Source organism: Curtobacterium sp. 9128, from assembly GCF_007673775.1.
In the GTDB taxonomy this organism is placed as follows: domain Bacteria; phylum Actinomycetota; class Actinomycetes; order Actinomycetales; family Microbacteriaceae; genus Curtobacterium.
Genome location: NZ_VEAF01000005.1, coordinates 111447 through 136770 on the forward strand (window position 1 = coordinate 111447; position 25324 = coordinate 136770).

A 25324-nucleotide genomic window follows, 5' to 3' on the forward strand; every position below is an offset into this window, starting at 1 on the left:
CGGCGGCGCGCACCTGCGCGCCGCGGTCGATCAACGGGTGGTGCCTGGCACCTTCGGAAGCGCACCGCCGGCCGCGGCGTTGCGGTCCGGTCGGAAGTTGGAGAAGTCGGCGCCGGGGATCCCGTGCACCGCTTCGAGGGAGGTCTCGATGGCGTAGGCCTCGGAGTCCTCCGGGCCGACGAGCGGCAGGCGCACGCGCGGGCTGCCGATGCGCCCGAGCCCGTGCAGGATGTACTTCGCTGCGACGGTGCCGGGGACGTGCGTCATCACCGCGCGGACGAGCGGCTCGACGCGCTTGTGCTCCGCGGTCGCCGTCGCGAGGTCGCCCGCGTTCACGGCGTCCACGATGGTGCGGTACGGCGTGCTCGTGATGTTGGCGGTGACGCCGATCAGTCCCGTCGCACCGATGGACAGGTGCGGGAGGACGTTCGTGTCGTCCCCGGAGAAGTACATGAGGTCGGTGTTGTTGAGCACCCGGGACACCTCGGCGAAGTCGCCCTTGGCGTCCTTCACGGCGAGGATGTTCGGGTGCTTCGAGGCACGCACGATGGTCTCGTACGTGATCGGGATGCCGGTGCGCCCGGGGATGTCGTAGAGGATGACCGGCAGGTCGGTGGCGTCCGCGATCATCCGGAAGTGGGTGAGCACGCCGGCCTGCGTGGGCTTGTTGTAGTAGGGCGTGACGATCATCACGCCGTCCGCGCCGGCCCGCTCGCTCTGCTTGTACAGGTGGATCGCGTGCGCGGTCTCGTTCGAGCCGCCGCCCGTGATGATCTTCGCGCGGCCGGCGGCGACGGACTTGCCGACCTCGACCAGTCGGAGCTTCTCGGGGTCGGTGAGCGTCGACGTCTCACCCGTCGTGCCGGTGACGACGATGCCGTCGGCGCCGGCGGTGATGCAGTCGTCGATGTGCTGCTCGACACCCGGCCAGTCGACCTCACCGTCGGCGGTGAAGGGGGTCACGAGGGCGACGAGGACCTGGCCGAAGGGATTCTCACGCGGGGACACGGCCACCAGCGTACCGGGGATGCGCGCCGGTTCCGCCGTCCGCGCGGACGGTGGCCTGCCGGGAGGCCCAGTGCGGCTCAGGCGCGCCGGCGCCACTCGACGAAGCGGTAGCGGATCCCGTCGGCGCGGGACGCCTGCCACGGCCCCTCGTCGACGAGCTCCCAGGCGCCGTCGAGGTCCGGCGCGACGGTGTCCCCGGCGACGTCGCTGTCGATCACGGTCTCGGCCACCCGGTCCGCGAACGGCAGGGCGGCGGCGTAGACCTGGCCACCGCCGATGACCCACACCGGCTCGTCGGTGTCGAGCGCCGTCGCGAGGTCGTGCACGACGACGGCACCGTCGGCGGACCAGTCGGGGTCGCGCGTGAGCACGACGTTCCGGCGCCCCGGCAGCGGTCGGAACCGCGCCGGCAGCGACTCCCACGTGCGCCGTCCCATCACCACGGTGCCCTCGCCGGTGACCTGCCGGAAGTGGGCGAGGTCCTCGGGGACGTGCCAGGGCATCCCGCCGTCGGCGCCGATCACGCCGGACGTCGAGCGCGCCCAGACCATGCCGACACCGCGGCCCAGCGGGACCCAGGCGGCGCCGTCCGGCATCAGACCGCGACCGTGCCGGAGATCGCCGGGTGGTGCTGGTAGCCGACGACCGTGAAGTCCTCGTACCGGTAGTCGTCGATGGAGTCGCGCGGCGCGAGCTCGATCGTCGGCAGCGGGTACGCCGACCGCGAGAGCTGTTCGCGCACCTGGTCGACGTGGTTGTCGTAGATGTGGCAGTCCCCGCCGGTCCAGACGAAGTCGCCGACCTCGAGCCCGGTCTGCGCCGCGACCATGTGCGTCAGCAGTGCGTACGAGGCGATGTTGAAGGGCACCCCGAGGAACATGTCGGCGCTCCGCTGGTACAGCTGGCACGACAGCTTGCCGTCGTTCACGTGGAACTGGAAGAAGGCGTGGCAGGGGGCGAGCGCCATGTCCGGGATGTCCGCGACGTTCCAGGCCGACACGATGAGCCGACGGGAGTCCGGGTTCGTCCGGATCTGCTCGATCACCTGGGCGATCTGGTCGACGTGCTCCCCCGACGGCGTCGGCCACGAGCGCCACTGCACGCCGTAGACCGGGCCGAGGTCGCCGGACTCGTCGGCCCACTCGTTCCAGATCCGGACGCCGTGCTCCTGCAGCCAGGTGGCGTTGCCGTCACCGCGGAGGAACCAGAGGAGTTCGTACGCGATCGACTTGAAGTGCACCCGCTTGGTCGTGATGAGCGGGAACCCCTGCGACAGGTCGAACCGGAGCTGCGCGCCGAACAGGCTGCGCGTACCGGTCCCGGTGCGGTCCCCCTTGGGGGCACCCTCGTCGAGGACGCGGCGGAGCAGGTCTTCGTACGGGGTGGCAACGGTGGTGGCGGTGTCGGTCACGACGACGAGCCTAGACGCCTCCACCGACGTCGGCGACCCGACCGACGGGGCGGTACCGGGCCTGGCGTCGGCCTGCTGAGTAGCGTTGGCAGCATGACGGAACAACCGCTCTCGATCCTCATCGCCGGTGCGTCCGGCTTCATCGGAACGCCGCTCGTGCGCGCACTCCGTGACGCCGGACACCACGTCTCCACCCTGGTGCGGCGGGAGCCGCACACACCGACCGAGTTCCGCTGGGCACCGGGGAGCCGACCGCTCGACCCGGCCGTCCTGGACGGCGCGGACGTGGTCGTCAACCTGGCGGGCGCGAACATCGGCAAGCTGCCCTGGACGGACGGCTACCGGCAGGAGATCCGTCGTTCCCGGATCGACGCGACGGACACCCTGGTCGAGGCGATGCGGCATGCGAGCACCCCGCCGCGGCTGTTCCTGTCCGGGTCGGCGTCCGGCGTCTACGGGGACCGCCCGTCCGACGTGCTCGAGGACGACGCGGCACCCGGCACCGGGTTCCTCGCCGAGGTCTGCACCGCGTGGGAGGCCGCCGCGAACCGGGCCCCCGACGGCGTGCGCGTCGTCACGCTCCGCACGGGCATCGTCGTCGGCAAGGGCGGCGGCGCGCTCGCACCCCTCGTGCCGCTGACGAAGGCCGGACTCGGCGGCCGGCTCGGCACGGGCGGTCAGTTCTGGCCGTGGATCGCGCTCGAGGACGAGGTCGGCGCGATCGTGCACCTCGCGACGGCCGATGGTGCCGCAGCGGTGTCCGGCCCGGTCAACCTCGCCGGTCCGGAACCCGCCGTGGCCGAGCGGATCACCCGGCGCGTCGCCGAGGACCTGCACCGGCCGTACCTGTTCCGGATCCCGGCGTTCGCCCTGAAGGCCCTGCTCCGGGACGCCGCGGACGAGATGCTCCTGTCGAGCCAGCAGATGGTGCCGACGAAGCTCCTCGAGTCCGGGTACGCCTTCCGGGCAACGCGCGCCGAGGCGGCGGTCGACGCGGCGTTCTGACGGGCGCGCGAGCGCCGTCCGGACCGGGCGCGCGCGAGCGCTGTCCCGACCGGGCGCGCCTACCGAGCGTGCGCGAGCGCCGTCCGCATCGCCGCCCGCGCCCGCTTCCGGTCCCCCGCCGCGTCGTACACGACGCCGAGCCGGAACCAGGCGCGCCAGTCGTCCGGTGCGGCCTCGACCGCGGCCCGGTACTCCGGGAAGAGCGCGTCCGCCGCCGCGCGGGTGGGGCGTCCTGACGGCCGGACCTCGACGACGTCGTCCGGCGTGCCGCCCTCCCGCTCGAGCCGGGCGCCGAGGCGGGTGATGCGCAGCCCGAACCGCACCTCGAGCACGAGCAGCAGCGCCCCGATCACGGCGACGACGATCAGGGCGACGCCGATCGCGATGCCGATGCCGAGCCCCGTCGCGATGAACGCCACCGCGCGCACGCCGATCAGCACGATGTAGACCACGAGCAGCACGGCCATCAGCGCCGCACCCCAGAACGGCGAGCGGATCCCCACGTCAGCCGATCCCGAGCACGGTGCCGAGTCCGACCGACAGCCCGCGCAGGCTCCCGACCGCGGCGAGCGCGGCTCGGATCCCCGGTGCGTAGGCGACGTCGTCGTTCGTGTCGTGCCGGATGGTCAGGGTCTCCCCCGGCCCGCTCAGCACGACGTCCTGCACGGCCGTCACGCCGGGGAGCCGCAGTGAGTGGATCGGCACGCTCGCGACCTGCTGGCCCCGGGCGCGCTGGTCCACGTGCGGGGCGTCGACGGGGCCGACCTCGCGCCGGGCCTCGGCGATCAGTTCGGCGGTGCGGACGGCGGTGCCGGACGGGGAGTCGATCTTGCCGGCGTGGTGCGTCTCGACGATCTCGACCGCGGGGAACCACGGCGCGGCGATCGTGGCGAGGTGGGTGCCGAGCACGGAGCCGATCGAGAAGTTCGGCACGACGAGGGCACCCTGATCCGGGCGGTCCTCGAGCGAGGAACGGAGCGTCGCCAGGCGCGCCGCGGACCAGCCGGACGTGCCGACCAGCACGTTCGCGCCGCTCTCGAGGGCGTTCTGCACGATCGCGGGGCTGAGCGCCGGCACCGTCACGTCGACGACGACCGCTGCGCCGCCGAACACACTCGGCCCGGCCTCGTGCGCGCCGTCCCGCGAGGACAGGCGCGCGACGAGCTCGAACTCCGGGAGTTCCTCGACGACGGAGGCCACGAGGCCCCCGAGACGACCGGTGGCGCCGACGACGGCGACGGGAGTGACCATGATCCCCATCCTAGGATCGAGCCATGACCACCGAGCGCACCCCGGTCACCGTCCGCGTCGTCCCCGCCGACCTGCCTGAGGTCGACGTGCTGCTCGACGCCTACCTCGACGAACGCGCGGCGACGTTCCCGAGTGCGCAGGGCACGTACACGCGGAAGCGGACCCCTGCGGCGGAGTTCACCCCGCCGAACGGCGTGTTCGCGGTCGCCTACGACGCCGCCGGCACGCCGCTCGGGTGCGGCGGGCTCCGGCGGATCGACGACGACGGCGACGACGTCCGCTTCGAGGTGAAGCACGTCTTCGTGACGCCGGACGGTCGTGGCCGCGGGGTCGCGACGGCGGTGATGGACGAGCTCGAGCGCCGTGGTGCCGAACTCGGCGCGACGGCGATCGTCCTCGACACGAACGACTCCCTCGTCGCCGCGGGGGCGATGTACCGGGGCCGCGGGTACGAGCGCGTCGATCCGTTCAACGACAACCCCAACGCGACCGCCTGGTACCGCCGGCCGGTCGCGCCGGCCGCGCCGGACGCGCGCCACTGACGGAGGGGGCGGTGCAGGAGCGCCGCCACGAGCCTCCCGTCCGTCCTGGACGACCCGCGGCACCGCCGCCGACGCTCAGAGCGGTTGGTCGACCGGCAGGCCCGTCCGGAGCTCCACCGGCAGGTGCGCCGTGTCGTTCAGGGTGACGAGCTCGGCCGGCTTCGCCGACCGGATCCGCACGATCGTCAGCGCCGTGTGCGCGACGTTCGTGCCCATCCACCGCCACTCCGGGGCGTGGAAGACCTCGCGGACGAACCAGCCGATCACCGCGTTGTGCGTGATCAGGAGGTCGTGGCGGTCCTGGCCGGCGGGGGTGAACCACTCGGCGACCGCATCGCCCATCTGCGCCTGGCCGGCGACGATCTCCTCCTCGGTGATGCCGCCGTAGAAGGTCTTGTAGGCCGTCGGCATGTCCGGGGTCGGACCGGACGGGATGCAGTCGAACAGCAGCGTCGAGGGCTCCGGCTGGATGGCGGGCAGGCGCTGGGCGAGGAACGACGCCGTCTCGCTCGGGGCCTCGAGCGGCGAGTGGTAGACGCCGTCGAAGGGGACGCCGCCGAGCCGGTCCGCGACGAGCATCGACTGCCGCTTGCCCCGCTCGGACAGCTTGCCGTCACGGAGCCCGTGCTCCGCGTCCTGGTGTTCGCCGTGGCGCACGAGGTAGAGGTAGTGGGACATCTCCCTCATCGCCCGTCGATGCCGATCGCGGCCTCGAGCGCGGCGCGCTCCACGTCGCCGACGACCGCGGTGACCCGGGGGCGGGTCAGCAGGTCGCGCGCGAGGTCGAGCACGTCGCCCGTCGTCACCCGGTCGACCCGGGCGAGGGCGGTCTCGAGGTCGGTGAACTCCCCCGTGCCGAGCTCCGCCCGGCCGAGGCGGGTCATCCGCGCGTCGGAGTCCTCGAGTGACAGGGTCACCGCGCCCTCGATCTGCCCCTTGGCCCGGCGGAGTTCGTCGTCCGTGATGCCGTCGTCGACCATCTTGGCGAACTCGGCGTCGATGATCTCGACGACACCCGCGACCTTGTCCGGCGCGCACCCCGCGTAGACGCCGAACGCGCCGTTGTCGAGGTAGGCCGGGGCGAAGGACGACACGGCGTAGGCGAGACCTCGGCGCTCCCGGACCTCCTGGAAGAGGCGGGAGCTCATGCCGCCCCCGAGCACGGCGTTCAGGACGCTGAGGACCGGACGGCGGTCGTCGCGGAGGTCGAGCCCCTGCGACCCGCGGAGCATGCTGACCTGCTCGGTCGGACGGTGGATCACGGCGAGCTGCTCGGTGACGGGGTCCGCCGCCGGCTGAGCGGTGCGTCGTGCCACGGGTGTCGCCCGGCCGGCGCCCTGGAAGACCTGCTCGACGAGGTCGCAGAACCGGTCGTGGTCGACGGCACCGGCCGCGGTGACGACGAGGCCGTTCGGTGCGTAGTGCTCCGCGTAGTGGGCCAGGACGTCGTCGCGCTGGACGGCACGGATGCTGTCCGGGGTGCCGCCGATCGGTCGGCCGAGCGCGTGCCCGTCGAAGGCCGCGGCGAAGAACGCCTCACCGGCCAGGTCGGCGGAGTCGTCCGCCGCCATCGCGAGCTCTTCGAGGATGACGCCCCGCTCGACGTCGAAGGCCTGGGGTTCGAGGACGGAGTCGGTGACCATGTCGCCGATCACCTGCACGGCCATCGGGACGTCGGTGTCCCGCACCCGTGCGTAGTAGCACGTGTACTCCTTGGCCGTCGCGGCGTTGTGCTCGCCACCGACGGAGTCGAACGCCACGGCGATGTCGAGGGCGCTGCGCGTCGAGGTGCCCTTGAACAGCAGGTGCTCGAGGAAGTGGGTGGACCCGTACTGCCCCGGGCGCTCGTCCCGCGAACCGACACCGACCCAGTACCCGATGCTCGTCGAGTGGGACGCCGGAACGGCCTCGGTCAACACGCGCACGCCGGACGGGAGGACGGTTCGGCGGACGAAGGTCCCGCCGGACGTCAGGAACGACGTGTCCGGGGCCTCGAGTGGCAACGGCACTGGGTGGTTCATCGCGGTCGAGCCTACTGAGGTTCCCCGCGTGTGGTCGGAGGTCCGAGCGTGTGCCTCGAAATGGGGTACAGATGAGGCGGACAGACTGACTTGTCTGTCTGTCCTCATCGTGCTACAGTCGTTCTCACCGGATCGGTAGCCCCCCTAGATTCCGATCCGGTGGCTCGGGACATCAGTCCTCGGCGGCACGAGTCCCCCCGCTCAGCCGCGGAGCCGATGAGTCCCAAGGAGCCACGCTGTGACGGTCGATTCCCCCCAACCGGCCGTCCAGCGTCTCCTTGGGCCGAGCAATCCGAACCTCGCGTCGCCGGGCGGGTCGAGCGTCCCCCCGGCTCCCCGCTCCGGCGGCGCGAAGGTCCGCATCCTCGAGACCGCGACCCGGCTCTTCTATGAGGAGGGCATCCACAGCGTCGGCGTCGACCGCCTCATCTCCGAGGCGAGTGTCACGAAGGCGACGTTCTACAAGCACTACGGGTCGAAGGACAACCTGATCCTGGCCTACATCCGCGGCCAGCACGACCGGGTCCGGGCGCGCTTCGAGCAGCTCGTCGCCGACGCGCTCGACGCGCAGCACGCCGTCCGCGCGTGGGTCGCCGCCGTCTCCACCGAGGTGAACGAGGCCGAGTTCCGCGGCTGCGCGTTCCTCAACGCGGCCGCCGAGTACCACTACCCGCGCGACCCCGTCCGCGAGGTCGTCTCGAGCCACCGCGACTGGTACACCGAGCAGCTCGCCGACCTCCTGCAGGCATCGGGCCACCCGCTCCCAGGGGACGGCGCCGACGAGCTCATGCTCGCCCGCGACGGCGCGATGTCCGGTGCGTACGCCGGCGACGCGATCGCGGCGACGGCGGCGCTCGGCCGCGTCGCGGAACGCGTCCTCGCGTCCTGACCACGCCGCGCATGCCGGGAGGCCCGTGGCGGGCAGACTCCGAGCCTCCTGTCCGGTCTGCGGTCGTCTCCAGGGCGGCGGTGGTTGCCTGGGCGCATGGCCAACGACCCGCTCTGGCGCCTCCCCGAGGTGCCCACCTTCTCCCTCACCAGCCCCGACTTCACCGACGGCGGCGAACTGCCGACGTCCGCCCGCGGTGGTGACACCGGCGGAGCGGACCGCTCCCCCGCGCTCACGTGGTCCGGCGCTCCCGAGGACACGCAGAGCTACGTCCTCACCGTGTACGACCCCGACGCCCCGACGGGCTCGGGCTTCTGGCACTGGTGCGTGTCGGACATCCCGGGCGACGTGACCTCGCTCGAGGCCGGTGCCGGGACCGATGACGCCCTGCTGCCCGCGGCCGCGCTCCGTCGGCACAACGAGTACGGCTCGGACACCTACCTCGGTGCGGCGCCACCCGCCGGGCACGGGGCGCACCGGTACTTCTTCACGCTCAGCGCACTCGACGTGCCGCTGCTCGAGGTCCCGGCCGACGCGACCCCCGCGGTCGTCGGCTTCATGCTGCGTGACCACCTCCTCGCGCGTGCGGTGCTGATGGGCACGCAGGAGACCCCCGCGGCGTAGGGGTCCGGCGCGAGCACTCCCCCGCGGACCCGCCCGCCGCCCCTTCCGACTCGGCGCCCCTTACCCGCCCTTCCGACTCGGAACGACAACGTCGATGTCGTACGACATCGACGTTGTCGTCGTCTCGGCGAGTGAGCAGGTGCACGAGCGAGGGAGCGACAGGGTCGACGTCGTACGACAGCGACCGTGTCGTTCGGGGTCGACCCCGCAAGAGGACCACGCGGGCACGCCCCACACACGCGGAACGGCCGCCGCCCCGGGGGACGACGGCCGTTCGTGGCGCTGTCAGGCGCGGGGTGGTCAGCCCTCGGCCGGCGCCTCGGCGTGCGACGCGTGGTCGTCACGGCCCTCGGTGTCGACGTCGTCGGCAACGACCGGCGCGAGCGAGAGCTTGCCGCGGTCGTCCACCTTGGTGACCTCGACCAGGATCTTCTGGCCGACGCCGAGGACGTCCTCGACGTTCTCCACGCGCTTGCCACCGGCGAGCTTGCGCACCTCGGAGACGTGCAGCAGCCCGTCACGGCCCGGGAGCAGCGACACGAAGGCGCCGAACGTGGCGATCTTCACGACGGTGCCGAGGAACTGGTCCCCGATCTCCGGGTTGGTCGGGTTGGCGATCGCGTTGACCTGCGCACGCGCGGCCTCGGCGGACGGACCGTCGACGGCGCCGATGTACACGGTGCCGTCGTCCTCGATGGAGATGTCGGCGCCGGTCTCGTCCTGGATGCCGTTGATCGTCTTGCCCTTCGGGCCGATCAGCTCGCCGATCTTGTCGACGGGGATCTGCACGGAGATGACACGCGGCGCGGTGTCCGCCATCTCGTCGGGGGCGTCGATCGCCTCGGTCAGCACGCCGAGGATGGCCGAGCGGGCCTCCTTGGCCTGCTTGAGCGCGGCGTCGAGCACGCTCGAGGGGATGCCGTCGAGCTTGGTGTCGAGCTGGATCGCGGTGACGAACTCCGAGGTACCGGCGACCTTGAAGTCCATGTCGCCGAGGGCGTCTTCGGCACCGAGGATGTCGGTCAGCGCCGCGTAGCGGGTCTGACCGTCGACGGTGTCGGAGACGAGGCCCATCGCGATGCCCGCGACCGGGGCCTTGAGCGGCACACCGGCGTTGAGGAGCGACAGGGTCGAGGCGCAGACGGAGCCCATCGACGTCGAGCCGTTGGAGCCGAGCGCCTCGGACACCTGACGGATCGCGTACGGGAACTCCTCACGCGACGGCAGCACCGGCACGAGGGCGCGCTCGGCGAGGAAGCCGTGCCCGATCTCGCGACGCTTCGGCGACCCCACGCGGCCGGTCTCACCGGTCGAGTAGGGCGGGAAGTTGTAGTGGTGCAGGTAGCGCTTCTTCGTGACGGGCGACAGCGAGTCGATCTGCTGCTCCATCTTGAGCATGTTCAGCGTGGTGACGCCGAGGATCTGCGTCTCGCCGCGCTGGAAGATCGCCGAACCGTGCACGCGCGGGATCACGGCGACCTCGGCGTCGAGCGGCCGGATGTCGGCGAGACCACGGCCGTCCATGCGGACCTGCTCGGTCAGGATGCGGCCGCGGACGACCTTCTTCGTGACCGACTTGTACGCGGCGCTGACCTGGCCGTTGGCCGACTCCGGGAGCGAACCGTCGGCGACCTTCGCGGCGACGGCCTCCTTGACGCGGGCCTTGAGGGCGTCGTCGGCGTCCTGGCGCTCGAGCTTGCCGGCGATCTTGTAGACGTCGCCGAGCTCGGTGAGCGCGACGGCCTCGACGGCCTCGTAGACCTCGGGGGCGTACGGCGGGAAGACCGGGTAGTCCTGGATCTCCTTGGCCGACTGGGCGGCCATCTTCGCCTGTGCCTCGACGAGGACCTTGAGGAACGGCTTGGCCGCCTCGAGGCCCTGCGCGACGATCGCCTCGTCGGGCTTCGTGGCACCGCCCTGGATGAGGTCCCAGCTGTGCTCGGTGGCCTCGGCCTCGACCATCATGATCGCGACGTCCTCGTTGCCCTGCTCGTCGGTGACGACGCGGCCGGCGACGGTGAGGTCGAACACGGCCTCGGCGAGCTGCGACGCCTTCGGGAACGCGACCCACTGGTCGCCGATGAGCGCGAGGCGCACACCCGCGATCGGGCCGGAGAACGGCAGACCGGAGATCTGCGTCGACGCCGATGCGGCGTTGATGGCCAGGGCGTCGTAGAACTCGTCCGGCGCGATGCTCAGGACGGTGATGACGATCTGGACCTCGTTGCGGAGACCGTCGACGAACGACGGGCGGAGCGGCCGGTCGATGAGTCGGCAGACGAGGATCGCCTCGGTCGACGGGCGGCCTTCGCGACGGAAGAACGAGCCGGGGATCTTGCCGGCGGCGTACGAGCGCTCCTCGACGTCGACCGTCAGGGGGAAGAAGTCGAAGCCCTCACGCGGGTGCTTGCCGGCGCTCGTGGCCGAGAGCAGCATGGTCTCTTCGTCCAGGTACGCCGCGACGGCGCCCTGTGCCTGCTGTGCGAGACGGCCGGTCTCGAACCGGACCGTCCTGGTGCCGTAGCGACCGTTGTCGATGATCGCTTCAGCGAACTTGATCTCGGGACCCTCCAAGAGGATGCCTCCTTGCGTCTGTGATGCAGCAGACCCGGCCTCGGGCACACGCGTGCACGTGCGCTCCACGACGCGGAACGCATGTCTGGCCAGCAGTAGAAGCAGTCGGGAGGGTCATGGCCCGCATGCCACCACCGATGACCAGCTTCGTGCCGGTCTGCGTGCGGTGTTGTGTGGCGTCCGGGGAAACGGTCCTCGGACGGGACGACTTTAGCATTCCGCCGTGGATCGACGGCGAGGCTCGTGGCGAGCGGGCGTGTCCCCGGTAACGTTCGTCGCATGCGTCGATCCCCTGCCAGACGCGTACTCGTCGCGGCTGCGGTCGTCGTCGGTGCGCTCGTCGCCCCGGTCGTGACCGCCTCCCCCGCGAGTGCGACGGACTACCCGACGTGGCAGGACGTGCAGAACGCCAAGGGCAACGAGGCGGCGAAGGCCGCCGAGGTGCAGACGGTCCAGGCGGCGTTGCAGTCCGCGCAGGCCGAGGCCGCGACCAAGTCGCAGGCCGCGCTCGACGCATCCGCGAAGGCGACAGCGGCCGAGGCGGACCTCAGCGAGGCCACCCAGACCGCGACGAGCCTCCAGGCCCAGGCCGACCAGGCCGCGGCGACCGCCGAACGCGCGCAGACGCGGGCGGGGCAGCTCGCCGCGAACCTGTACCGCGACGGCTCGACCGACCAGATGACCACGCGCATCGCGACCGCGAAGGACCCGAGCCAGCTGCTCTACCAGCTCGGTGCGATGGACCAGCTGTCCACCACGTGGGACGGCGTGCTCGACGAGGCCTCGGTCGCGGCGAAGACGGCGTCGTCGCTGCACGACCAGGCCACCAGGGCCGAGCGCGAGCGTGCGTCGCTCGCTGCCGCCGCCGAGCAGCGCTCGAGCGAAGCAGCGGCCGCGCAGAAGACCGCCGACGCGGCCGTCGCCAGCACGCAGCAGCACAGCAACGAGCTGTACGCCCAGCTGGCGTCGCTCCAGGACACGACCGCCGCGACCGAGCAGCAGTACGAGGTCGGGCAGGCCGTCGCCGCCCAGGCCGCCGAGCAGGCCCGCCTGGCGCAGGCCGCCGCCGCGGCCGCGGCCCGGACCCACACCCCGAGCACCAGCGACACGTCCTACCCCAGCACGGACGGCGTGACGGTCGATCCGGCCGGCGCCAAGGCGTACGCGCGGAGCGTCCTCGGCAACTACGGGTGGGGTGACGACCAGTACGGCTGCCTCGTCTCGCTCTGGACGCAGGAGTCGGGCTGGCGCGCGAACGCCCTGAACTCCTCGAGCGGGGCGTACGGCATCCCGCAGGCGCTCCCGGCGAGCAAGCTCGCGGCCGCCGGCGCGGACTGGCGGACGAACCAGAACACCCAGATCAACTGGGGCCTGGCCTACATCAAGTCGAGCTACGGGTCGCCGTGCGGGGCGTGGAACCACGAGATGAGCGTCAACCCGCACTGGTACTGACCGCTCGGTACGGTGTCCCGGTGGACATCACCGTCGAGCCCGTCCGTCGCGACCACGCCGCCGCGATCGTCGCCGCCGAGGACGCGGCCACGATCCGCTGGCTGAGCGGCGGCCGCAGCACGGTCGAGAGCACCGCGGCGTGGATCGACCGGCTCGACGCCGACGCGGCGGCCGGTGCCGGCAAGCGGGCGTTCGCGATCCTGGCGGACGGTGCATGCGTCGGGACGATCGACTACGACCCGGACTTGACAGACGGCCTGGAGCCCGACGACGTCAACATCGCCTACGGGATCGCGCCCTGGATGCGCGGGAAGGGCCTGTCGGCGATCGCCGTCGAGCAGATCTGTGACCGGATCCGCGCCGCGGGCGTCGGGACGCGCGCCGCCATCCGCGCGGAGGTGGACAACCGGGCGTCAGCGCGGGTCGCGGAGCGCGCCGGGTTCACCTTCGTCCGCGAGTTCGACAGCGCGATCGACGTCGACGCGGCGGGCCGGCCGGTCCGGTTCCGGCTGTACGTCCGACCGCTCTAGTGGCCGAGGCCGCCGAGCATGCTGGCGAAGTCGGGCACGTCCGGCAGTGCGTCCGCGTCCTGCGCTGACCGACGGGAGGCCCGGGTCATCCAGGCGAGGTCCGCTCCGGCCCGGCGGATGCGACCGTCGAGGGCCGCCTGGTCGCCCTGGGTGCCCCAGTCGTCGGTCGCGGCGAACACCCCGGTGGGCACGACGGCCGCGCGGAGGTAGGCGAACACCGGACGCATCGCGTGCTCGAGCGCCAGGGAGTGTCGCGCTGTGCCGCCCGTCGCCCCGAGCAGGACCGGCATGTCGGCGAGGGCGTCCTTGTCCATGACGTCGAGGAACGACTTCGCCAGACCGCTCATGCCGGCGGTGAAGATCGGCGACACGAAGACGAGCGCGTCGGCCTCGACGACGGCCGCGGTCGCGGCGGCCAGGGCCGGGGCCTGGAAGCCCGTCAGCATCGCGTCGGTGATCTCGTGCGCGAGCGGGCGGAGGTCGACGTGCACGACGCGGGTCGGGCCTCCTGTCCGGTCGTCGTCGAGCGCGGCGACCGTGGAGGCGGCCAGGCGGTCGGCGAGCAGGCGGGTCGACGACGGCTCGGAGAGCCCGGCGGAGACGACGGCGATGGTGGTCATGGTGAGTCCCGACTTTCGATGCGTTTGCATGAACACTACCCGGAACGACGGGACGGCCGCCACCATTCCCGCAACGAGGAACGCCCCGGTCCTCCTGGTGGAGGACCGGGGCGTCCGGTCGAGCAGTGGCTGCGAGTCGACCAGCGGCGCTGTCGGTTATCGGCGCAGGCCGAGGCGCTCGATGAGCGCACGGTAGCGGCTGATGTCGACGTCGGAGAGGTACCCGAGGAGACGGCGGCGCTGACCGACCATGAGCAGCAGACCACGACGCGAGTGGTGGTCGTGCTTGTGCTCCTTGAGGTGCTCGTTCAGGTCGTTGATACGACGCGTCAGAACGGCGACCTGGACCTCGGGGGATCCGGTGTCGCCCGGGTGGGTCGCGTACTCTTCGATGATCTCCTGCTTGACCTTCGCGTCAAGTGCCATGGATGATCCCCTCTCTGTCCGTTGCGCGGTGCCCACACCGAATGCGTGAGCGCTCTTGATCCGCGGCCGTTCGACGGCAACCGGAGAAGCCTACCAGACCGCCGCCCGCGCCCGGGTGCGTCAGACGGTCCTCGCGCGGAGGCGTCGTCGGCGCGGAGCCGGGGTGAGGCTCCGCACGAGCCCGACCAGGGTCGCGCCGAGCAGGCCGCCCATGCCGTTCGACAGGACGTCGTGCGGATCGGCGACGCGGTACGGCAGCAGCGCACCCTGGGTGACCTCGATCCCGGCGGAGAGGCCGACCGCCAGGACCGCGGCGAGGAACCACCAGCGGCGGGGGAACCACATCGCGGCGATCATCCCGACCGGCACGAACATGGCGATGTTCGCGAGGAACTCCGTCCGGTCGTAGGTCAGCCACGACCCGCCGGGGAGGTGCTGCGCCCAGCTGATCGCGTGCCACACCAGGGACTGCTGCGCGTCGGAGAACACGTGCGGGGTCAGGGTCATCCGCCAGATCACCCAGGCGTAGGCCGCCGTGACGACGAGCAGGAGGAGTTTCCGGAGCATCCGGTCAGTGTGGGGCACCGCCCTGCGCGGGACCTGGAGCGCTCCTGGGCGACGGCACTGCCGATGCTGAGGGAACACCCGCCGGTGGTGGCACCGCGGGACCACGGGGTGGAAGCATGGTCCCACCGGCGCCGTCAGGGCCGCCGGCGTGCGGTGCCGACACGCGTCGCGCATGCCCGACGCACCACGGTCAGACCAGGGAGGCCGCCGATGCCGGACGACACCACGACCACCGACGACGTCACCGAGCGCCCCGAGCGGCGCCGACGGCCGAGTGCCCTCCGCCAGTGGGCGTGGATCGGCGGTGCGGCCGTCGTGGTGGTGGCCGTCGTCGCCGCGGTCGTCGTCTGGGCACCGACCCGACCGGACGACCAGGACGGCCGGCACGTCGTGGCGCGGAAGACCGCCGCCGAGGCCTTCCCCGGCGGGATCGCCGTCCAGCCGGCCGACGAGAACCAGCCGCGCATGCGGGAGACCGCGGCCAGGCAGGACGGCGACCAGGCCACCGCGGAACGCATCGCCGTCATCGCGGACCAGCCGATCGCGACGTGGCTGACGAACCCGTCCCGTGCCGCCACGCGGACGACGATCCACGACGTCGTCACGAGCGCGCGGCAGCAGCACCGGACCCCGGTGTTCGTGCTCTACGCCGTGCCCGACCGGGACTGCGGCCACTACTCGCAGGGCGGCACGACGGCGTCCGGGTACCTCCCCTGGGTGCGATCCGCGGTCCGTGCCATGGCCGGGTCGGAGGCCGTCGTCCTCGTCGAACCCGACGCGATCGCGCAGATCCACGTGTGCGAGCGGCTCCGGGACACCCGGCTCCCGCTGCTCCGGAAGGCCGTGGACGCGCTCAGCGGGCACGGGCTGACCGTCTACCTCGACGGCGGCAACGAGAACCGGGTGCCGGTCGACACGATGGCCGGGTGGCTCCGTCGCGCCGGGGTCGACCAGACGCAGGGGTTCTTCACGAACGTCTCGAACTTCTACCGCGTCGACCAGGAGCGGACCTACGCCGACCACCTCGCGGACGCGGTCGGGGGCGATCCGCACTTCGTCATCGACGTCTCGCGGAACGGCCGCGGCTGGCGCGGCGACTGGTGCAACCCGCACGGTGCCGGGCTGGGCCAGGACCCACACGTCACCGGCGGGTCCAGTCGACTGGATGCCCTGCTCTGGGTGAAGACCCCCGGGCTCAGCGACGGCACCTGCAACGGCGGTCCGGCCGCGGGGCAGTGGTGGGAGTCCTACGCGCTCGCGCTGGTCGCGAACCGCACCCGGGACTGACGGGAGGCCGTGGTCGCCACCGGATGTCGGTCGCCGGGGGTTGCATGGTCGCCATGACCACCGTGCCGCTCCGATCCGTCGTCCCGCCGTACCTGCTGCGCGCCATCGCTGACGCGCCAGCCGACGCGTTCCCCCGGGCCACGCCCGCGGCGCGTACCGCCCTCGCCTCCCTCGGCGCCGTCGCCGCACCCAAGCGCGAGGCCCGTCTGGGTGTGCAGCACACCGCCGCGGCACCCGACCGGTCGCCGCAGCGGAGCGTCTTCGACGCGCACGGCACCACCACGCTCCCGGGCACCCTGGTCCGGCGCGAGGGGAGCACGGACACCGGCGACGCCGCCGTCGACGAGGCGTACGCGGGCCTCGGCGCGACGCATGCGTTCTGGCTCGACGTGTTCGACCGGGTGTCGATCGACGGCGCCGGACTCCCCCTCGTGGCCAGCGTCCACTACGGCAGCGACTACGACAACGCGTACTGGGACGGCACGCAGATGGTCTTCGGCGACGGGGACGGCGAGGTGTTCCGGCGCTTCACGATCGCCCTCGACGTCATCGGACACGAGCTCGCCCACGGCGTCACCCAGTACACCGCCGACCTGACGTACCAGGGGCAGTCCGGCGCGCTCAACGAGTCCGTGAGCGACGTGTTCGGCTCGCTCGTCGCCCAGTACACCGCCGGACAGACCGCCGAGCAGGCGACCTGGCTCATCGGCGAGGGGCTCTTCACGCCGGCCGTGCACGGCGTCGCGCTCCGGTCGATGAAGGCGCCCGGTACGGCGTACGACGACCCGGTGCTCGGCAAGGACCCGCAGCCGGCGACGATGGCAGACTACCTCGACACGACCGAGGACTCCGGCGGCGTGCACACGAACTCGGGCATCCCGAACCACGCCTTCTACCTGGCGGCAACCGCGATCGGCGGGAAGGCGTGGGAGGGCGCCGGCGCCGTCTGGTGGGACGCACTGACGTCCCCGCAGGTCTCGGCGTCGATCGACTTCGCGGGGTTCGCCCGGGTCACGGTGTCCGCGGCCGAGGCCCGGTTCGGTGCCGGCTCCCCGCAGGCGTCCGCGATCGGTGACGCCTGGCGCACGGTGGGCGTCCTCAGCTGACGCGTGCGCGGCGACGGCGTACGGTCGGGGTCATGGAGATCGTCGTCCGCCGCACCGGAGGGATCGCCGGCATGAGCAGGGGCTGGCGCGTCGACACCGAGTCGTGCGCGGACCCGGACGGCTGGTCCGCCCTCGTCGACGGGCTCCCCCACGAGGCACCGGGAGCGGCGCCGACACCGGTGCCGGACGACTTCGAGTGGACGATCACCGTCGCGCAGACCACGGTCCGGGTGCCCGGCAGTCGACTCGACGGGCCGTGGGCCGCGCTCGTGCAGCGGGTGCGCGCCGAGGGCGACCCGACCTGACGGAGCCGATCCGGGCCTCCCGGCCGGACCGGTGCGATCGCATCGCACCCCCGGACGCACGTCGCGCCCCGTGCGGACGGGGTGCGACGTCCGTGACGGGGTGCGATGCCGACCCGACGCGCCGCCGGGTGGCGCGCAGCACGACTCAGACGACCTCGACGACCGTCAGTCGACGGGTCGGCCGGGTCATCGCGACGTAGACCGCTGCGGCCGCGCGGGCGGCGTCCTCGCCGACGCCGTCCGGGTCGACGAGGAGCACGCCGTCGAACTCGAGCCCCTTGGCGTCCGCGCCGGTGAGCACCGTGACCGACCCCGGCCGCGGCGAGCCGAGCCCGCGGACGTCGAGGTCGGTCGCCGCGAGCCGCTGGCGGACGACGTCGACCTGCGCCTCGGGGACGATGACGCCCGTCGTGCCGGAACCGATGTGCTGCCGTTCGGCCGCGACCGTGGCGGCGACCACGTCGAGGACCTCGGCCCTGGTGGTCGTCAGCCGCTGCACCGGGTCGCCGTCGCGGACGGCCTGGTTCGCGGTGACGACGAGCCCCGCCGACGCCGCGAACGCCCCAGCGGCCTCGACGATGGAGCGCGGGGTGCGGTAGTTGACGGTGAGCTCCTCGACGCGGTGCGCGAGCGGGACCTGCGGGGCACGGCCCCGGCGACGACGGGCGAGCGCACCGATGACGTCGTCCCAGGTGCGGGCGGCTCCGGGTGACGACCCCTGCGCCATGTCGCCGACGATCGTGAACGACCGCAGCGGGTTGCGGCGGGCGAGCACGCGCCACTGCATCGGCGAGAGCTCCTGCGCCTCGTCGACGACGATGTGCCCGTAGGTCCACTCGCGGTCCTCGGCGGCACGCTCGGCAGTGGTGCGCGGGTCGCCGCCCTCGGCGAAGGCACCGGCCACTTGCTCGGCCGTGACGATGCCCTCGACGCCCATGTTCTCGATGGCCTGCCGGGCGTTCTCGACGTCGCGGTTGCGGGCCGCCTTCGCCTGGCGCTTCTCGGCGCCACCGGTGGGGTCGAACGTGCCGAGGAGTTCGGCGGCCTCGTCGAGGAGCGGGACGTCCTCGACCGTGAACCCGGCTCCGCGTTCGCGACGGAGCAGGGCCCGGCGCTCGGGGGTCCAGTTCGGGGTGAGGGACGCGAGCCAGTTCGGACGGGCGTACAGGTCCTCGACGAGCTTCTCCGCCGGCAGCGGCAGCCACGCGGTGTTGAGCAGCACGCGGGCGTCGTACGACGAGCGGATGTCCTCGCGGAGGACCTTGAGGTCGGCGTCGTCCACCGTCGTGCCGCGCTGCCGGAGCTGGTCGGCCAGGAGCTTCGTCATCGCGTCGAGCGCCGCCTTGTTGAAGGTGACGCGGGCGACGTTGTGGGGCTTCCCACGGTCCTGGGCACGGCGCATCGCCTCCGCGACGAGCTGCGGCGGCACGACCAGGCGTTCCCCCTCGACGTCGAGGGTCGTCGGTTCGGTCGGCACCACCTGGCGGGAGCGGACCGCGCGACGGAGCAGGTCCGCCATCTCGGCGGAGCCCTTGACCGCGGCCACCTCGCGACGGTCGTGGGTCCGTGCGTGGACGCCCGGGTAGAGCGACCCGAGGGACGCCATCACGACGCCGGTCTCGCCGAGGGAGGGCAGCACCTGTTCGATGTACGTCAGGAACGCCGGGGACGGTCCGACGACGAGCACGCCGGACCCGCGCAGCCGCTCCCGGTAGGAGTAGAGCAGGTACGCGGCACGGTGCAGCGCCACGGCGGTCTTGCCGGTGCCGGGGCCGCCCTGCACGATGAGGACGCCCTCGAGCGGGGAGCGGATGATGCGGTCCTGTTCGCCCTGGATGGTCGCGACGATGTCGGTCATACGGCCGGTGCGCTCGGCGGTCACCGCAGCGAGGAGCGCGCCCTCGCCCTGCAGGTGCGTCCGTTCGTCGTCGTAGAGCGTCGCGTCGAAGACCTCGTCCTCGACACCGACGACGCTCCGGCCCTCGAGCGAGAGGTGCCGACGGGCTCGCATGCCCATCGGGTGGGCCGCGGTGGCCTGGTAGAAGGCACTCGCACCGGGGACGCGCCAGTCCAGCAGCAGCGGTCGGTGGTCGGCGTCACGCAGGCCGACGCGGCCGATGTAGCGGAAGGTGTCCTCGCCGTCGTCCGGTTCGGCGACCTCGAGTCGGCCGAACACCAGGCGGTCGCCGACACGCTCGAGCGTCTGGATCGTGTCCTCGTAGAGCCGGGCGAACGCGTCGCGCTCGCTGCGGCTCTGGTGGTTCCCACCGACCGCCTGGCGACGGGTCTCGGCGAGACGCTGTTCGGCCTCGGCGGTCAGCTCGTCGAGGCGGGCGAAGAGCCCGTCGACGTAGGTACGCTCGCGGTCGATCTCGGTCGGTTCGGACACACGCCACCCTTCGGGACAGGGGTGTCCAGTGTAGTCCCCGTCCGGCACCGGTCCCGTCCGCCGACGCGTCGGCGTCTACATCTCCTCGTGCGTGTCCGGGTCGCCGTCCCAGAGACGTCCGCGCTCGAGGCCGGAGATCGCCGCGACCTCGTCGTCGGTCAGCGCGAACCCGAACACGTCGAGGTTCTCGCGCTGCCGGTCGGCGTCGCCCGACTTCGGCACCGGCACGGCACCGAGCTGGACGTGCCAGCGCAGGACGACCTGACCGGGGGTCACGCCGTGGGCGGCCGCCGCGTCGAGCACGGGCTGCTCGGTGAGCAGCTCGGACTGCTTCGCCAGTGGGCTCCAGCTCTCCGTCACGATGCCGTGCTCGGCGTGCACCGCACGGAGCTCGGCCTGCGGGAAGTACGGGTGCAGCTCCACCTGGTTCACCGCGGGTGCGACACCGGTGGCGTCGATGATCGCCCGCAGGTGCTCCGGCGTGAAGTTCGAGACGCCGATCGAGCGGACCTTGCCGCTGTCACGGAGGTCGACGAAGGCCTTCCAGGTGTCGACGAACTTGCCGACCGACGGGTTGGGCCAGTGGATGAGGTACAGGTCGACGCGGTCCAGCCCGAGGTTGCCGAGCGTCTCGTCGATCGACCGGTGCGCCTCGTCGTAGCCGTGGTGGCGGCCGGGCAGCTTCGAGGTGACGACGAGGTCCTCGCGGTCGACCTCGGCCTCGCGGACGGCACGGCCGACGGCGTCCTCGTTGCCGTAGTTCAACGCGGTGTCGAGCAGCCGGTAGCCACTCGTGATCGCCGCGCCGACGGCCGCGGTGCCCTCGTCGCCGTTCAGCCCGTAGGTGCCGAGGCCGAGTTCCGGGAAGCGGTGGCCGTCGTTCAGCTCGACGGTGGGCGCGCCGACCTGCATCAGCGCACCCCGAGCAGGTCGATGACGAAGATCAGGGTCTTGCCGGACAGGAAGTGGCCGCCACCGGCGGGGCCGTAGGCGAGCTCCGGCGGGACGACGAGCTTGCGGCGCCCGCCGACCTTCATGCCGGGGATGCCCTCCTGCCAGCCACGGACGAGCGCCGCGAGCGGGAAGTCGATCGGCTCGCCACGGTTCCAGGAGCTGTCGAACTCCTCGCCGGACTCGTACTCGACACCGGCGTAGTGCACCTTGACGGTCGACCCCGCTGTTGCCTCGTCGCCGGAGCCCTCGACGATGTCGGTGACGACGAGCTCGGTGGGGGCGGGGCCGTCGGGCGCGTCGAACTCGGGCTTGCTGTTCAGGTCAGTCATGCGATCAGTCAACCAGAGTGCGCAGCGACGCTCCGCAGCGGGCGGCCAGGCCCCAGAATGGTTCCACCGTGACACCACCCAGCCCCGCACCGCCGCGCCGCCGCCTCTTCGCCGACCTCACCCCGCTCCGCCGCTCCCCCGCGTTCGCCCGACTCTGGGCCGGCACCGCCGTCGCCGGGATCGGGACGCAGATGACGACCGTCGCGGTCGGGCTCGAGGTGTACGACATCACGCACTCGACCTTCGCGGTGGCGCTCGTCGGCGTGATCGCGCTCCTGCCGATGATCGTCGCGGGACTCTACGGCGGCATGCTCGCCGACGCCTTCGACCGACGCACCGTGGCGCTGGTGTCGTCGATCGTGGCCTGGGCCGCCGTCGCGTTGATCGCCACGCACGCCTGGCTCGGCCTGCACAGCGTCGCCCTGCTGTACGTCCTGGCGACGGTGAACGCCGTCGCAGCGACGGTCAGCAACGCCTCACGCTCCGCGATCGTGCCGCGGCTCGTCGGCACCGACCTGCTCCCGGCGGCGAGCGCCCTCGGCGGCATCGCGTCCGGCTTCCAGGTCACGGTCGGCCCGGCGATCGCCGGTGTCCTGATCGCGAGCGTCGGCTTCGCGCCGACGTACACGATCGACGTGGTGCTCTTCACGTTCGCGTTCGCCGGGGTCTTCACGCTGCCGAGGATGGCCGCGGACCACGGGGCGCTCCGGCCCGGGCTCGGTTCCCTGGTCGAGGGCGCCCGGTTCCTCCGGAGGTCGCGCAACATCACCATGACGTTCGTCCTCGACATCGTCGCGATGACGTTCGGGCAACCCCGCGTGCTCTTCCCCGCGATCGGCGCGCTCGTGATCGGTGGCGGTGCCATCACGGTCGGGACGCTGACCGCCGCGTACGCGATCGGCGCCCTGCTCTCGAGCGTGTTCTCCGGGCCGCTCGGCCACGTCCGTCGGCAGGGCGAGGCCGTCGGGTGGGCGATCACCGCGTACGGCGGGGCGATCGCGGCGTTCGGTGTGGTGATCGCGTTCGCGGGGATGCTCGGCGGCCGCGCGGGGGACGCGTTCAGCACGGGCATCCTGCCCGCGCTCGGCCTCGCCGCGCTGTTCCTCGCCCTCGCCGGCGGTGCGGACAACGTCAGCTCGGTGTTCCGGAACACCATCCTGCAGGCCGCCTCGCCGGACGGCATGCGCGGGCGTCTGCAGGGGATCTTCATCGTCGTGGTCACGGGCGGTCCCCGGCTCGGCGACCTGTACGCCGGCCTGGTCGTCGCCGCCGGCATCGCGATGCCGCCGGTCCTCGGTGGTGTCGCGATCATCGGCCTGGTCGCGCTGCTCCTGCGGCTCGTGCCGTCCTTCCGCCGGTACGACGCACTGCATCCCGACGCGAACTGACCCTGCGACGGTGCGGGTCGTACGGCCGGGTAGATTCGACGACATGTCGGGAACGAGCGCGCGCGAGCTCCAGCGGACCGGTGTCCGTGCCGTCGTGCGCCGCACGTACCACTCGATCATCCGGCACCGCGTCGTCGACGCCGCGGCGTCCCTGACGTTCTTCGCGCTCCTGACGGTGTTCCCGGCGACGCTGACGGTGGTGTCCGCGCTCGCGATCGTGGACCGGGAGGGCGACAGTCTGGAGGACATCGTCCAGGTCATCGGCTTCATCGTCCGACCGGAGACCGCGACGCACCTCGAGCAGCCCCTCCGACAGCTGCTGTCGCTCGACAACCCGTGGCTCGGCTTCGCCACCGGGGTCGTCCTGACGCTGTGGTCGCTGTCCGGGTACGCGACGGCGTTCGGTCGGGCGATGAACACCGCCTACGAGGTCGAGGAGGGGCGCCGCATCTGGAAGTTCCGCAGCATGATGCTCCTCGTCACGCTGCTGGTCATGGTCGGCGGGGCCATCGCGATCGTGATCCTGCTCGGCACCCCGACGATCTCCGCCGCGATCGTGCACCAGATCGGCTGGGCGTCGTGGATCGACGACCTGTGGAACGTCGTGAAGTGGCCCGTGCTCGCGGTGGACCTCGTCGTGATGGTGGCGGTGCTGTACTACGCGACACCGAACGTGAAGACGCCGCAGCTGCGGTGGGTGTCCGCTGGAGCGGCGTTCGCCATCGTCGCGTGGGCGATCGCGACGCTCGGGTTCTCGCTCTACGTCGAGACCATCGGCGGGAGCAACCGGGCATACGGGTGGCTCGGCGGTGCGATCCTGCTGCTGGTCTACCTGTACATCTCGAACTTCGTCCTGGTCGTCGGCGGTGAGCTCGACTCCGAGGTGATCCGGATGCGGCAGCTGCTCGCCGGGATCGAGGCGGACGAGACGATCCGACTCCCGCTCCGGGACGTCACGCGCAACTTCGCGCTCGCGCGGTGGCGCGACGCCGACGTCGCCGCCGCGCACGAGGTCCGACTCGCGGCAGCGCGACTCCCCCGCGACGAGGCGGCCGCGGAGGGCGAGGAACACCTCCGGGAGCTGTCCGAGCAGGTCACCGTCCGGGAACCACCGCTCCCGTCGCGCTAGCGGTCCTGGCCGGGCCTCCTGGTCGCTTCCGCGTCCAACATCTCCTCCGTGATCACCGGGATGGCGCCGGTGGCCAGCTCGATGCCGGACAGGCGGGCGGGGCTCAGCACGCGGTGCACCTGGTCCTCCTCCATCAGCCCCGCGGCGACGACGAGCGTGGAGATCGGCGTCGATGTGGTCAGTGCCGTGTGGGCGATCGACGCCGCGGCCGCGTAGCCGATGTACGGCGTCAGGGCGGTGACCACGCCGACGTTGGTGTCGACCTGGGCCGCGAGCTTGGCCTGGTTCGCCTCGATGCCGGTCACGCAGTGCTCGCGGAGCGTGATGCAGCCGCGGGTCATCCACTGCAGCGACTGCAGGATCGAGTGCGCGATGATCGGTTCGAAGGCGTTGAGCTGGAGCTGCCCGCCCTCCGCCGCCATCGTGACGGTGGTGTCCGCTCCGGCGACGGCGAACGCGATCTGGTTCACGACCTCGGGGATCACCGGGTTCACCTTGCCCGGCATGATCGACGACCCCGCCTGCCGCGCCGGCAGCGTGATCTCGCCGAACCCGGCCTGCGGACCGGATGCCAGGAGCCGGAGGTCGTTGCAGATCTTCGAGAGCTTCGCAGCGCTCCGCTTGACGGCGCCGGACAGGGTCATGAAGGCACCGGCGTCGCTGGTCGCCTCGATGAGGTCGGGTGCCGTGACGACGTCGATCCCGCTCGCGTGCTGGAGCTGCCGCCGGACCTCGTCGCGGTAGAGCGGGTCCGCGGTGATGCCGGTGCCGATCGCCGTCGCGCCGAGGTTCATCTCCGCGAGCAGCGGCGTGACCCGGCGCAGGAGCAGCACGTCCTCGGAGATCGTGTGTGAGAAGCCCGTGAACTCCTGCCCGAGCGTCATCGGCACCGCGTCCTGCAGCTGCGTGCGGCCGACCTTGAGCACGTCGGCGAAGGCGCGGCCACGCTCGGCGAAGGCGTCGGAGAGCAGCTCGAGCTGTTCGACGAGCCGGTGCACGCCGAAGATCATCGCGATCTTGACGCTCGTCGGGTAGGTGTCGTTCGTCGATTGGCTGCGGTTCACGTGGTCGATGGGGTGCAGGTGGCCGTAGTCGCCCTTCTCGCGGCCCAGGAGCTCCAGCGCCCGGTTCGCCAGCACCTCGTTCGTGTTCATGTTCGTGCTCGTGCCGGCACCGCCCTGCACGACGTCGACGACGAACTGGTCGCGCAGGGCACCGTCGCGGACCTCCTGCGCCGCACGGTCGATCGCGTCCGCACGTTCGGCGTCCAGGACGCCGATCGCCTTGTTCGCCCGCGCTGCCGCCTGCTTGACGGTGGCCAGTGCCTCGACGAGGTCCGGGTACACCGCGATCGGCACGCTCGTGATCGGGAAGTTCTCCAGCGCCCGCAGCGTGTTGATGCCCCAGTACGCGTCTGCCGGCACCTCCCTCGAGCCCAGGGAATCGGTCTCGGTCCGGGTACCAGCGTCCACGTGTGCCTCCTCGTCGTCGATCACGACTCCGAGGCTAGCCGGTCC

General features: G+C 72.0%; 26 protein-coding genes. 11 read left to right on the plus strand and 15 right to left on the minus strand.

Annotated features, from left to right (window positions below):
* Positions 1–30: 30 nt before the first annotated feature.
* The 3 genes from dapA to FS641_RS11980 all read right to left on the minus strand — a co-directional run bounded on the left by dapA (position 31) and on the right by FS641_RS11980 (position 2419).
* Positions 31–1008 (minus strand): 4-hydroxy-tetrahydrodipicolinate synthase, encoded by a 978-nt coding sequence (gene dapA, locus FS641_RS11970; RefSeq protein WP_144764082.1) that lies wholly within the window; start codon positions 1006–1008, stop codon positions 31–33.
* Positions 1009–1085: 77 nt separating this feature from the next.
* Complete coding sequence (locus FS641_RS11975; RefSeq protein WP_144764084.1) at positions 1086–1604, minus strand: dihydrofolate reductase; 519 nt, start codon at positions 1602–1604, stop codon at positions 1086–1088.
* The gene (locus FS641_RS11980; protein ID WP_144764086.1) at positions 1604–2419 is read right to left on the minus strand and encodes a thymidylate synthase; all 816 of its coding nucleotides are present in this window, start codon (positions 2417–2419) and stop codon (positions 1604–1606) included. The genes FS641_RS11975 and FS641_RS11980 overlap by 1 nt, the downstream gene beginning before the upstream one ends.
* Positions 2420–2512: 93 nt before the next feature.
* On the opposite strand from FS641_RS11980, the gene FS641_RS11985 reads away from it, so the two are divergent.
* Positions 2513–3424, plus strand: coding sequence for a TIGR01777 family oxidoreductase (locus FS641_RS11985; protein WP_144764088.1), 912 nt, complete (start codon positions 2513–2515; stop codon positions 3422–3424).
* A gap of 59 nt (positions 3425–3483) precedes the next feature.
* On the opposite strand, the gene FS641_RS11990 is transcribed toward FS641_RS11985, so the two are convergent.
* Positions 3484–3891, minus strand: coding sequence for a tetratricopeptide repeat protein (locus FS641_RS11990; RefSeq protein ID WP_144764592.1), 408 nt, complete (start codon positions 3889–3891; stop codon positions 3484–3486).
* Positions 3892–3928: 37 nt separating this feature from the next.
* A complete protein-coding gene (gene dapB, locus FS641_RS11995; RefSeq protein ID WP_144764090.1) occupies positions 3929–4675 on the minus strand; it encodes a 4-hydroxy-tetrahydrodipicolinate reductase in 747 nt (248 codons plus the stop codon).
* 23 nt (positions 4676–4698) lie between these two features.
* Here dapB and FS641_RS12000 point away from each other — a divergent pair, with 23 nt between their 5' ends.
* Entirely contained in the window at positions 4699–5217 is a 519-nt protein-coding gene (locus FS641_RS12000; RefSeq protein ID WP_144764092.1) for a GNAT family N-acetyltransferase, read from the plus strand.
* 75 nt (positions 5218–5292) lie between these two features.
* Here the strand turns inward: FS641_RS12000 and FS641_RS12005 are convergent, their stop codons facing one another.
* Positions 5293–5895 carry a histidine phosphatase family protein gene (locus tag FS641_RS12005; protein WP_144764594.1) on the minus strand — a complete coding sequence of 201 codons (603 nt, stop codon included), beginning with the start codon at positions 5893–5895 and terminating at the stop codon, positions 5293–5295.
* 5 nt (positions 5896–5900) lie between these two features.
* Positions 5901–7238 carry a pitrilysin family protein gene (locus FS641_RS12010; RefSeq protein WP_144764094.1) on the minus strand — a complete coding sequence of 446 codons (1338 nt, stop codon included), beginning with the start codon at positions 7236–7238 and terminating at the stop codon, positions 5901–5903.
* 238 nt (positions 7239–7476) lie between these two features.
* Here FS641_RS12010 and FS641_RS12015 point away from each other — a divergent pair, with 238 nt between their 5' ends.
* Together FS641_RS12015 and FS641_RS12020 are read left to right on the plus strand one after the other, a co-directional pair.
* Positions 7477–8127 (plus strand): TetR/AcrR family transcriptional regulator, encoded by a 651-nt coding sequence (locus FS641_RS12015; protein ID WP_144764096.1) that lies wholly within the window; start codon positions 7477–7479, stop codon positions 8125–8127.
* A gap of 96 nt (positions 8128–8223) precedes the next feature.
* Positions 8224–8751: a YbhB/YbcL family Raf kinase inhibitor-like protein gene (locus FS641_RS12020; RefSeq protein ID WP_144764098.1), complete on the plus strand. Its 528-nt coding sequence runs from the start codon at positions 8224–8226 to the stop codon at positions 8749–8751.
* Positions 8752–9051: 300 nt separating this feature from the next.
* Here FS641_RS12020 and FS641_RS12025 read toward each other — a convergent pair whose 3' ends face one another.
* Positions 9052–11325: a polyribonucleotide nucleotidyltransferase gene (locus tag FS641_RS12025; protein WP_144764100.1), complete on the minus strand. Its 2274-nt coding sequence runs from the start codon at positions 11323–11325 to the stop codon at positions 9052–9054.
* 279 nt (positions 11326–11604) lie between these two features.
* Here FS641_RS12025 and FS641_RS18130 point away from each other — a divergent pair, with 279 nt between their 5' ends.
* On the plus strand, positions 11605–12777 hold the full coding sequence (locus FS641_RS18130; RefSeq protein WP_186317727.1) for a hypothetical protein: 1173 nt from the start codon (positions 11605–11607) through the stop codon (positions 12775–12777).
* A 20-nt stretch (positions 12778–12797) separates the two neighbouring features.
* Positions 12798–13307 (plus strand): GNAT family N-acetyltransferase, encoded by a 510-nt coding sequence (locus FS641_RS12030; RefSeq protein WP_186317728.1) that lies wholly within the window; start codon positions 12798–12800, stop codon positions 13305–13307.
* Here FS641_RS12030 and FS641_RS12035 read toward each other — a convergent pair.
* The 3 genes from FS641_RS12035 to FS641_RS12045 all read right to left on the minus strand — a co-directional run bounded on the left by FS641_RS12035 (position 13304) and on the right by FS641_RS12045 (position 14920).
* Positions 13304–13927 (minus strand): CE1759 family FMN reductase, encoded by a 624-nt coding sequence (locus FS641_RS12035; protein WP_144764104.1) that lies wholly within the window; start codon positions 13925–13927, stop codon positions 13304–13306. The genes FS641_RS12030 and FS641_RS12035 overlap by 4 nt on opposite strands.
* A 156-nt stretch (positions 13928–14083) precedes the next feature.
* On the minus strand, positions 14084–14353 hold the full coding sequence (gene rpsO, locus FS641_RS12040; RefSeq protein ID WP_058742593.1) for a 30S ribosomal protein S15: 270 nt from the start codon (positions 14351–14353) through the stop codon (positions 14084–14086).
* A gap of 120 nt (positions 14354–14473) precedes the next feature.
* The gene (locus FS641_RS12045; protein ID WP_186317729.1) at positions 14474–14920 is read right to left on the minus strand and encodes a VanZ family protein; all 447 of its coding nucleotides are present in this window, start codon (positions 14918–14920) and stop codon (positions 14474–14476) included.
* Between the two features lie 210 nt (positions 14921–15130).
* Here FS641_RS12045 and FS641_RS12050 point away from each other — a divergent pair, with 210 nt between their 5' ends.
* From FS641_RS12050 to FS641_RS12060, 3 genes are read left to right on the plus strand one after another with little or no spacing between them, the layout of a single operon-like run.
* Positions 15131–16207, plus strand: a complete 1077-nt coding sequence (locus tag FS641_RS12050; RefSeq protein ID WP_186317730.1) for a glycoside hydrolase family 6 protein — start codon at positions 15131–15133, stop codon at positions 16205–16207.
* A gap of 53 nt (positions 16208–16260) precedes the next feature.
* The gene (locus tag FS641_RS12055) at positions 16261–17313 is read left to right on the plus strand and encodes a M4 family metallopeptidase (protein ID WP_144764110.1); all 1053 of its coding nucleotides are present in this window, start codon (positions 16261–16263) and stop codon (positions 17311–17313) included.
* A 32-nt stretch (positions 17314–17345) separates the two neighbouring features.
* Positions 17346–17618, plus strand: coding sequence for a protealysin inhibitor emfourin (locus tag FS641_RS12060; RefSeq protein ID WP_144764112.1), 273 nt, complete (start codon positions 17346–17348; stop codon positions 17616–17618).
* A gap of 145 nt (positions 17619–17763) precedes the next feature.
* Here FS641_RS12060 and FS641_RS12065 read toward each other — a convergent pair whose 3' ends face one another.
* The 3 genes from FS641_RS12065 to FS641_RS12075 form a co-directional block, all read right to left on the minus strand.
* Complete coding sequence (locus tag FS641_RS12065; protein ID WP_144764114.1) at positions 17764–20007, minus strand: ATP-binding domain-containing protein; 2244 nt, start codon at positions 20005–20007, stop codon at positions 17764–17766.
* Between the two features lie 75 nt (positions 20008–20082).
* Positions 20083–20919 carry an aldo/keto reductase gene (locus tag FS641_RS12070; RefSeq protein ID WP_144764116.1) on the minus strand — a complete coding sequence of 279 codons (837 nt, stop codon included), beginning with the start codon at positions 20917–20919 and terminating at the stop codon, positions 20083–20085.
* Complete coding sequence (locus FS641_RS12075; protein ID WP_144764118.1) at positions 20919–21290, minus strand: FKBP-type peptidyl-prolyl cis-trans isomerase; 372 nt, start codon at positions 21288–21290, stop codon at positions 20919–20921. The genes FS641_RS12070 and FS641_RS12075 overlap by 1 nt, the downstream gene beginning before the upstream one ends.
* 68 nt (positions 21291–21358) lie before the next feature.
* On the opposite strand from FS641_RS12075, the gene FS641_RS12080 reads away from it, so the two are divergent.
* Entirely contained in the window at positions 21359–22678 is a 1320-nt protein-coding gene (locus FS641_RS12080; RefSeq protein WP_144764120.1) for an MFS transporter, read from the plus strand.
* Positions 22679–22721: 43 nt separating this feature from the next.
* A complete protein-coding gene (locus FS641_RS12085) occupies positions 22722–23807 on the plus strand; it encodes a YihY/virulence factor BrkB family protein (RefSeq protein ID WP_144764122.1) in 1086 nt (361 codons plus the stop codon).
* On the opposite strand, the gene FS641_RS12090 is transcribed toward FS641_RS12085, so the two are convergent.
* Positions 23804–25303 (minus strand): aspartate ammonia-lyase, encoded by a 1500-nt coding sequence (locus tag FS641_RS12090; RefSeq protein WP_144764124.1) that lies wholly within the window; start codon positions 25301–25303, stop codon positions 23804–23806. The two genes, FS641_RS12085 and FS641_RS12090, sit on opposite strands and share 4 nt — an antisense overlap.
* Positions 25304–25324 lie beyond the last annotated feature (21 nt).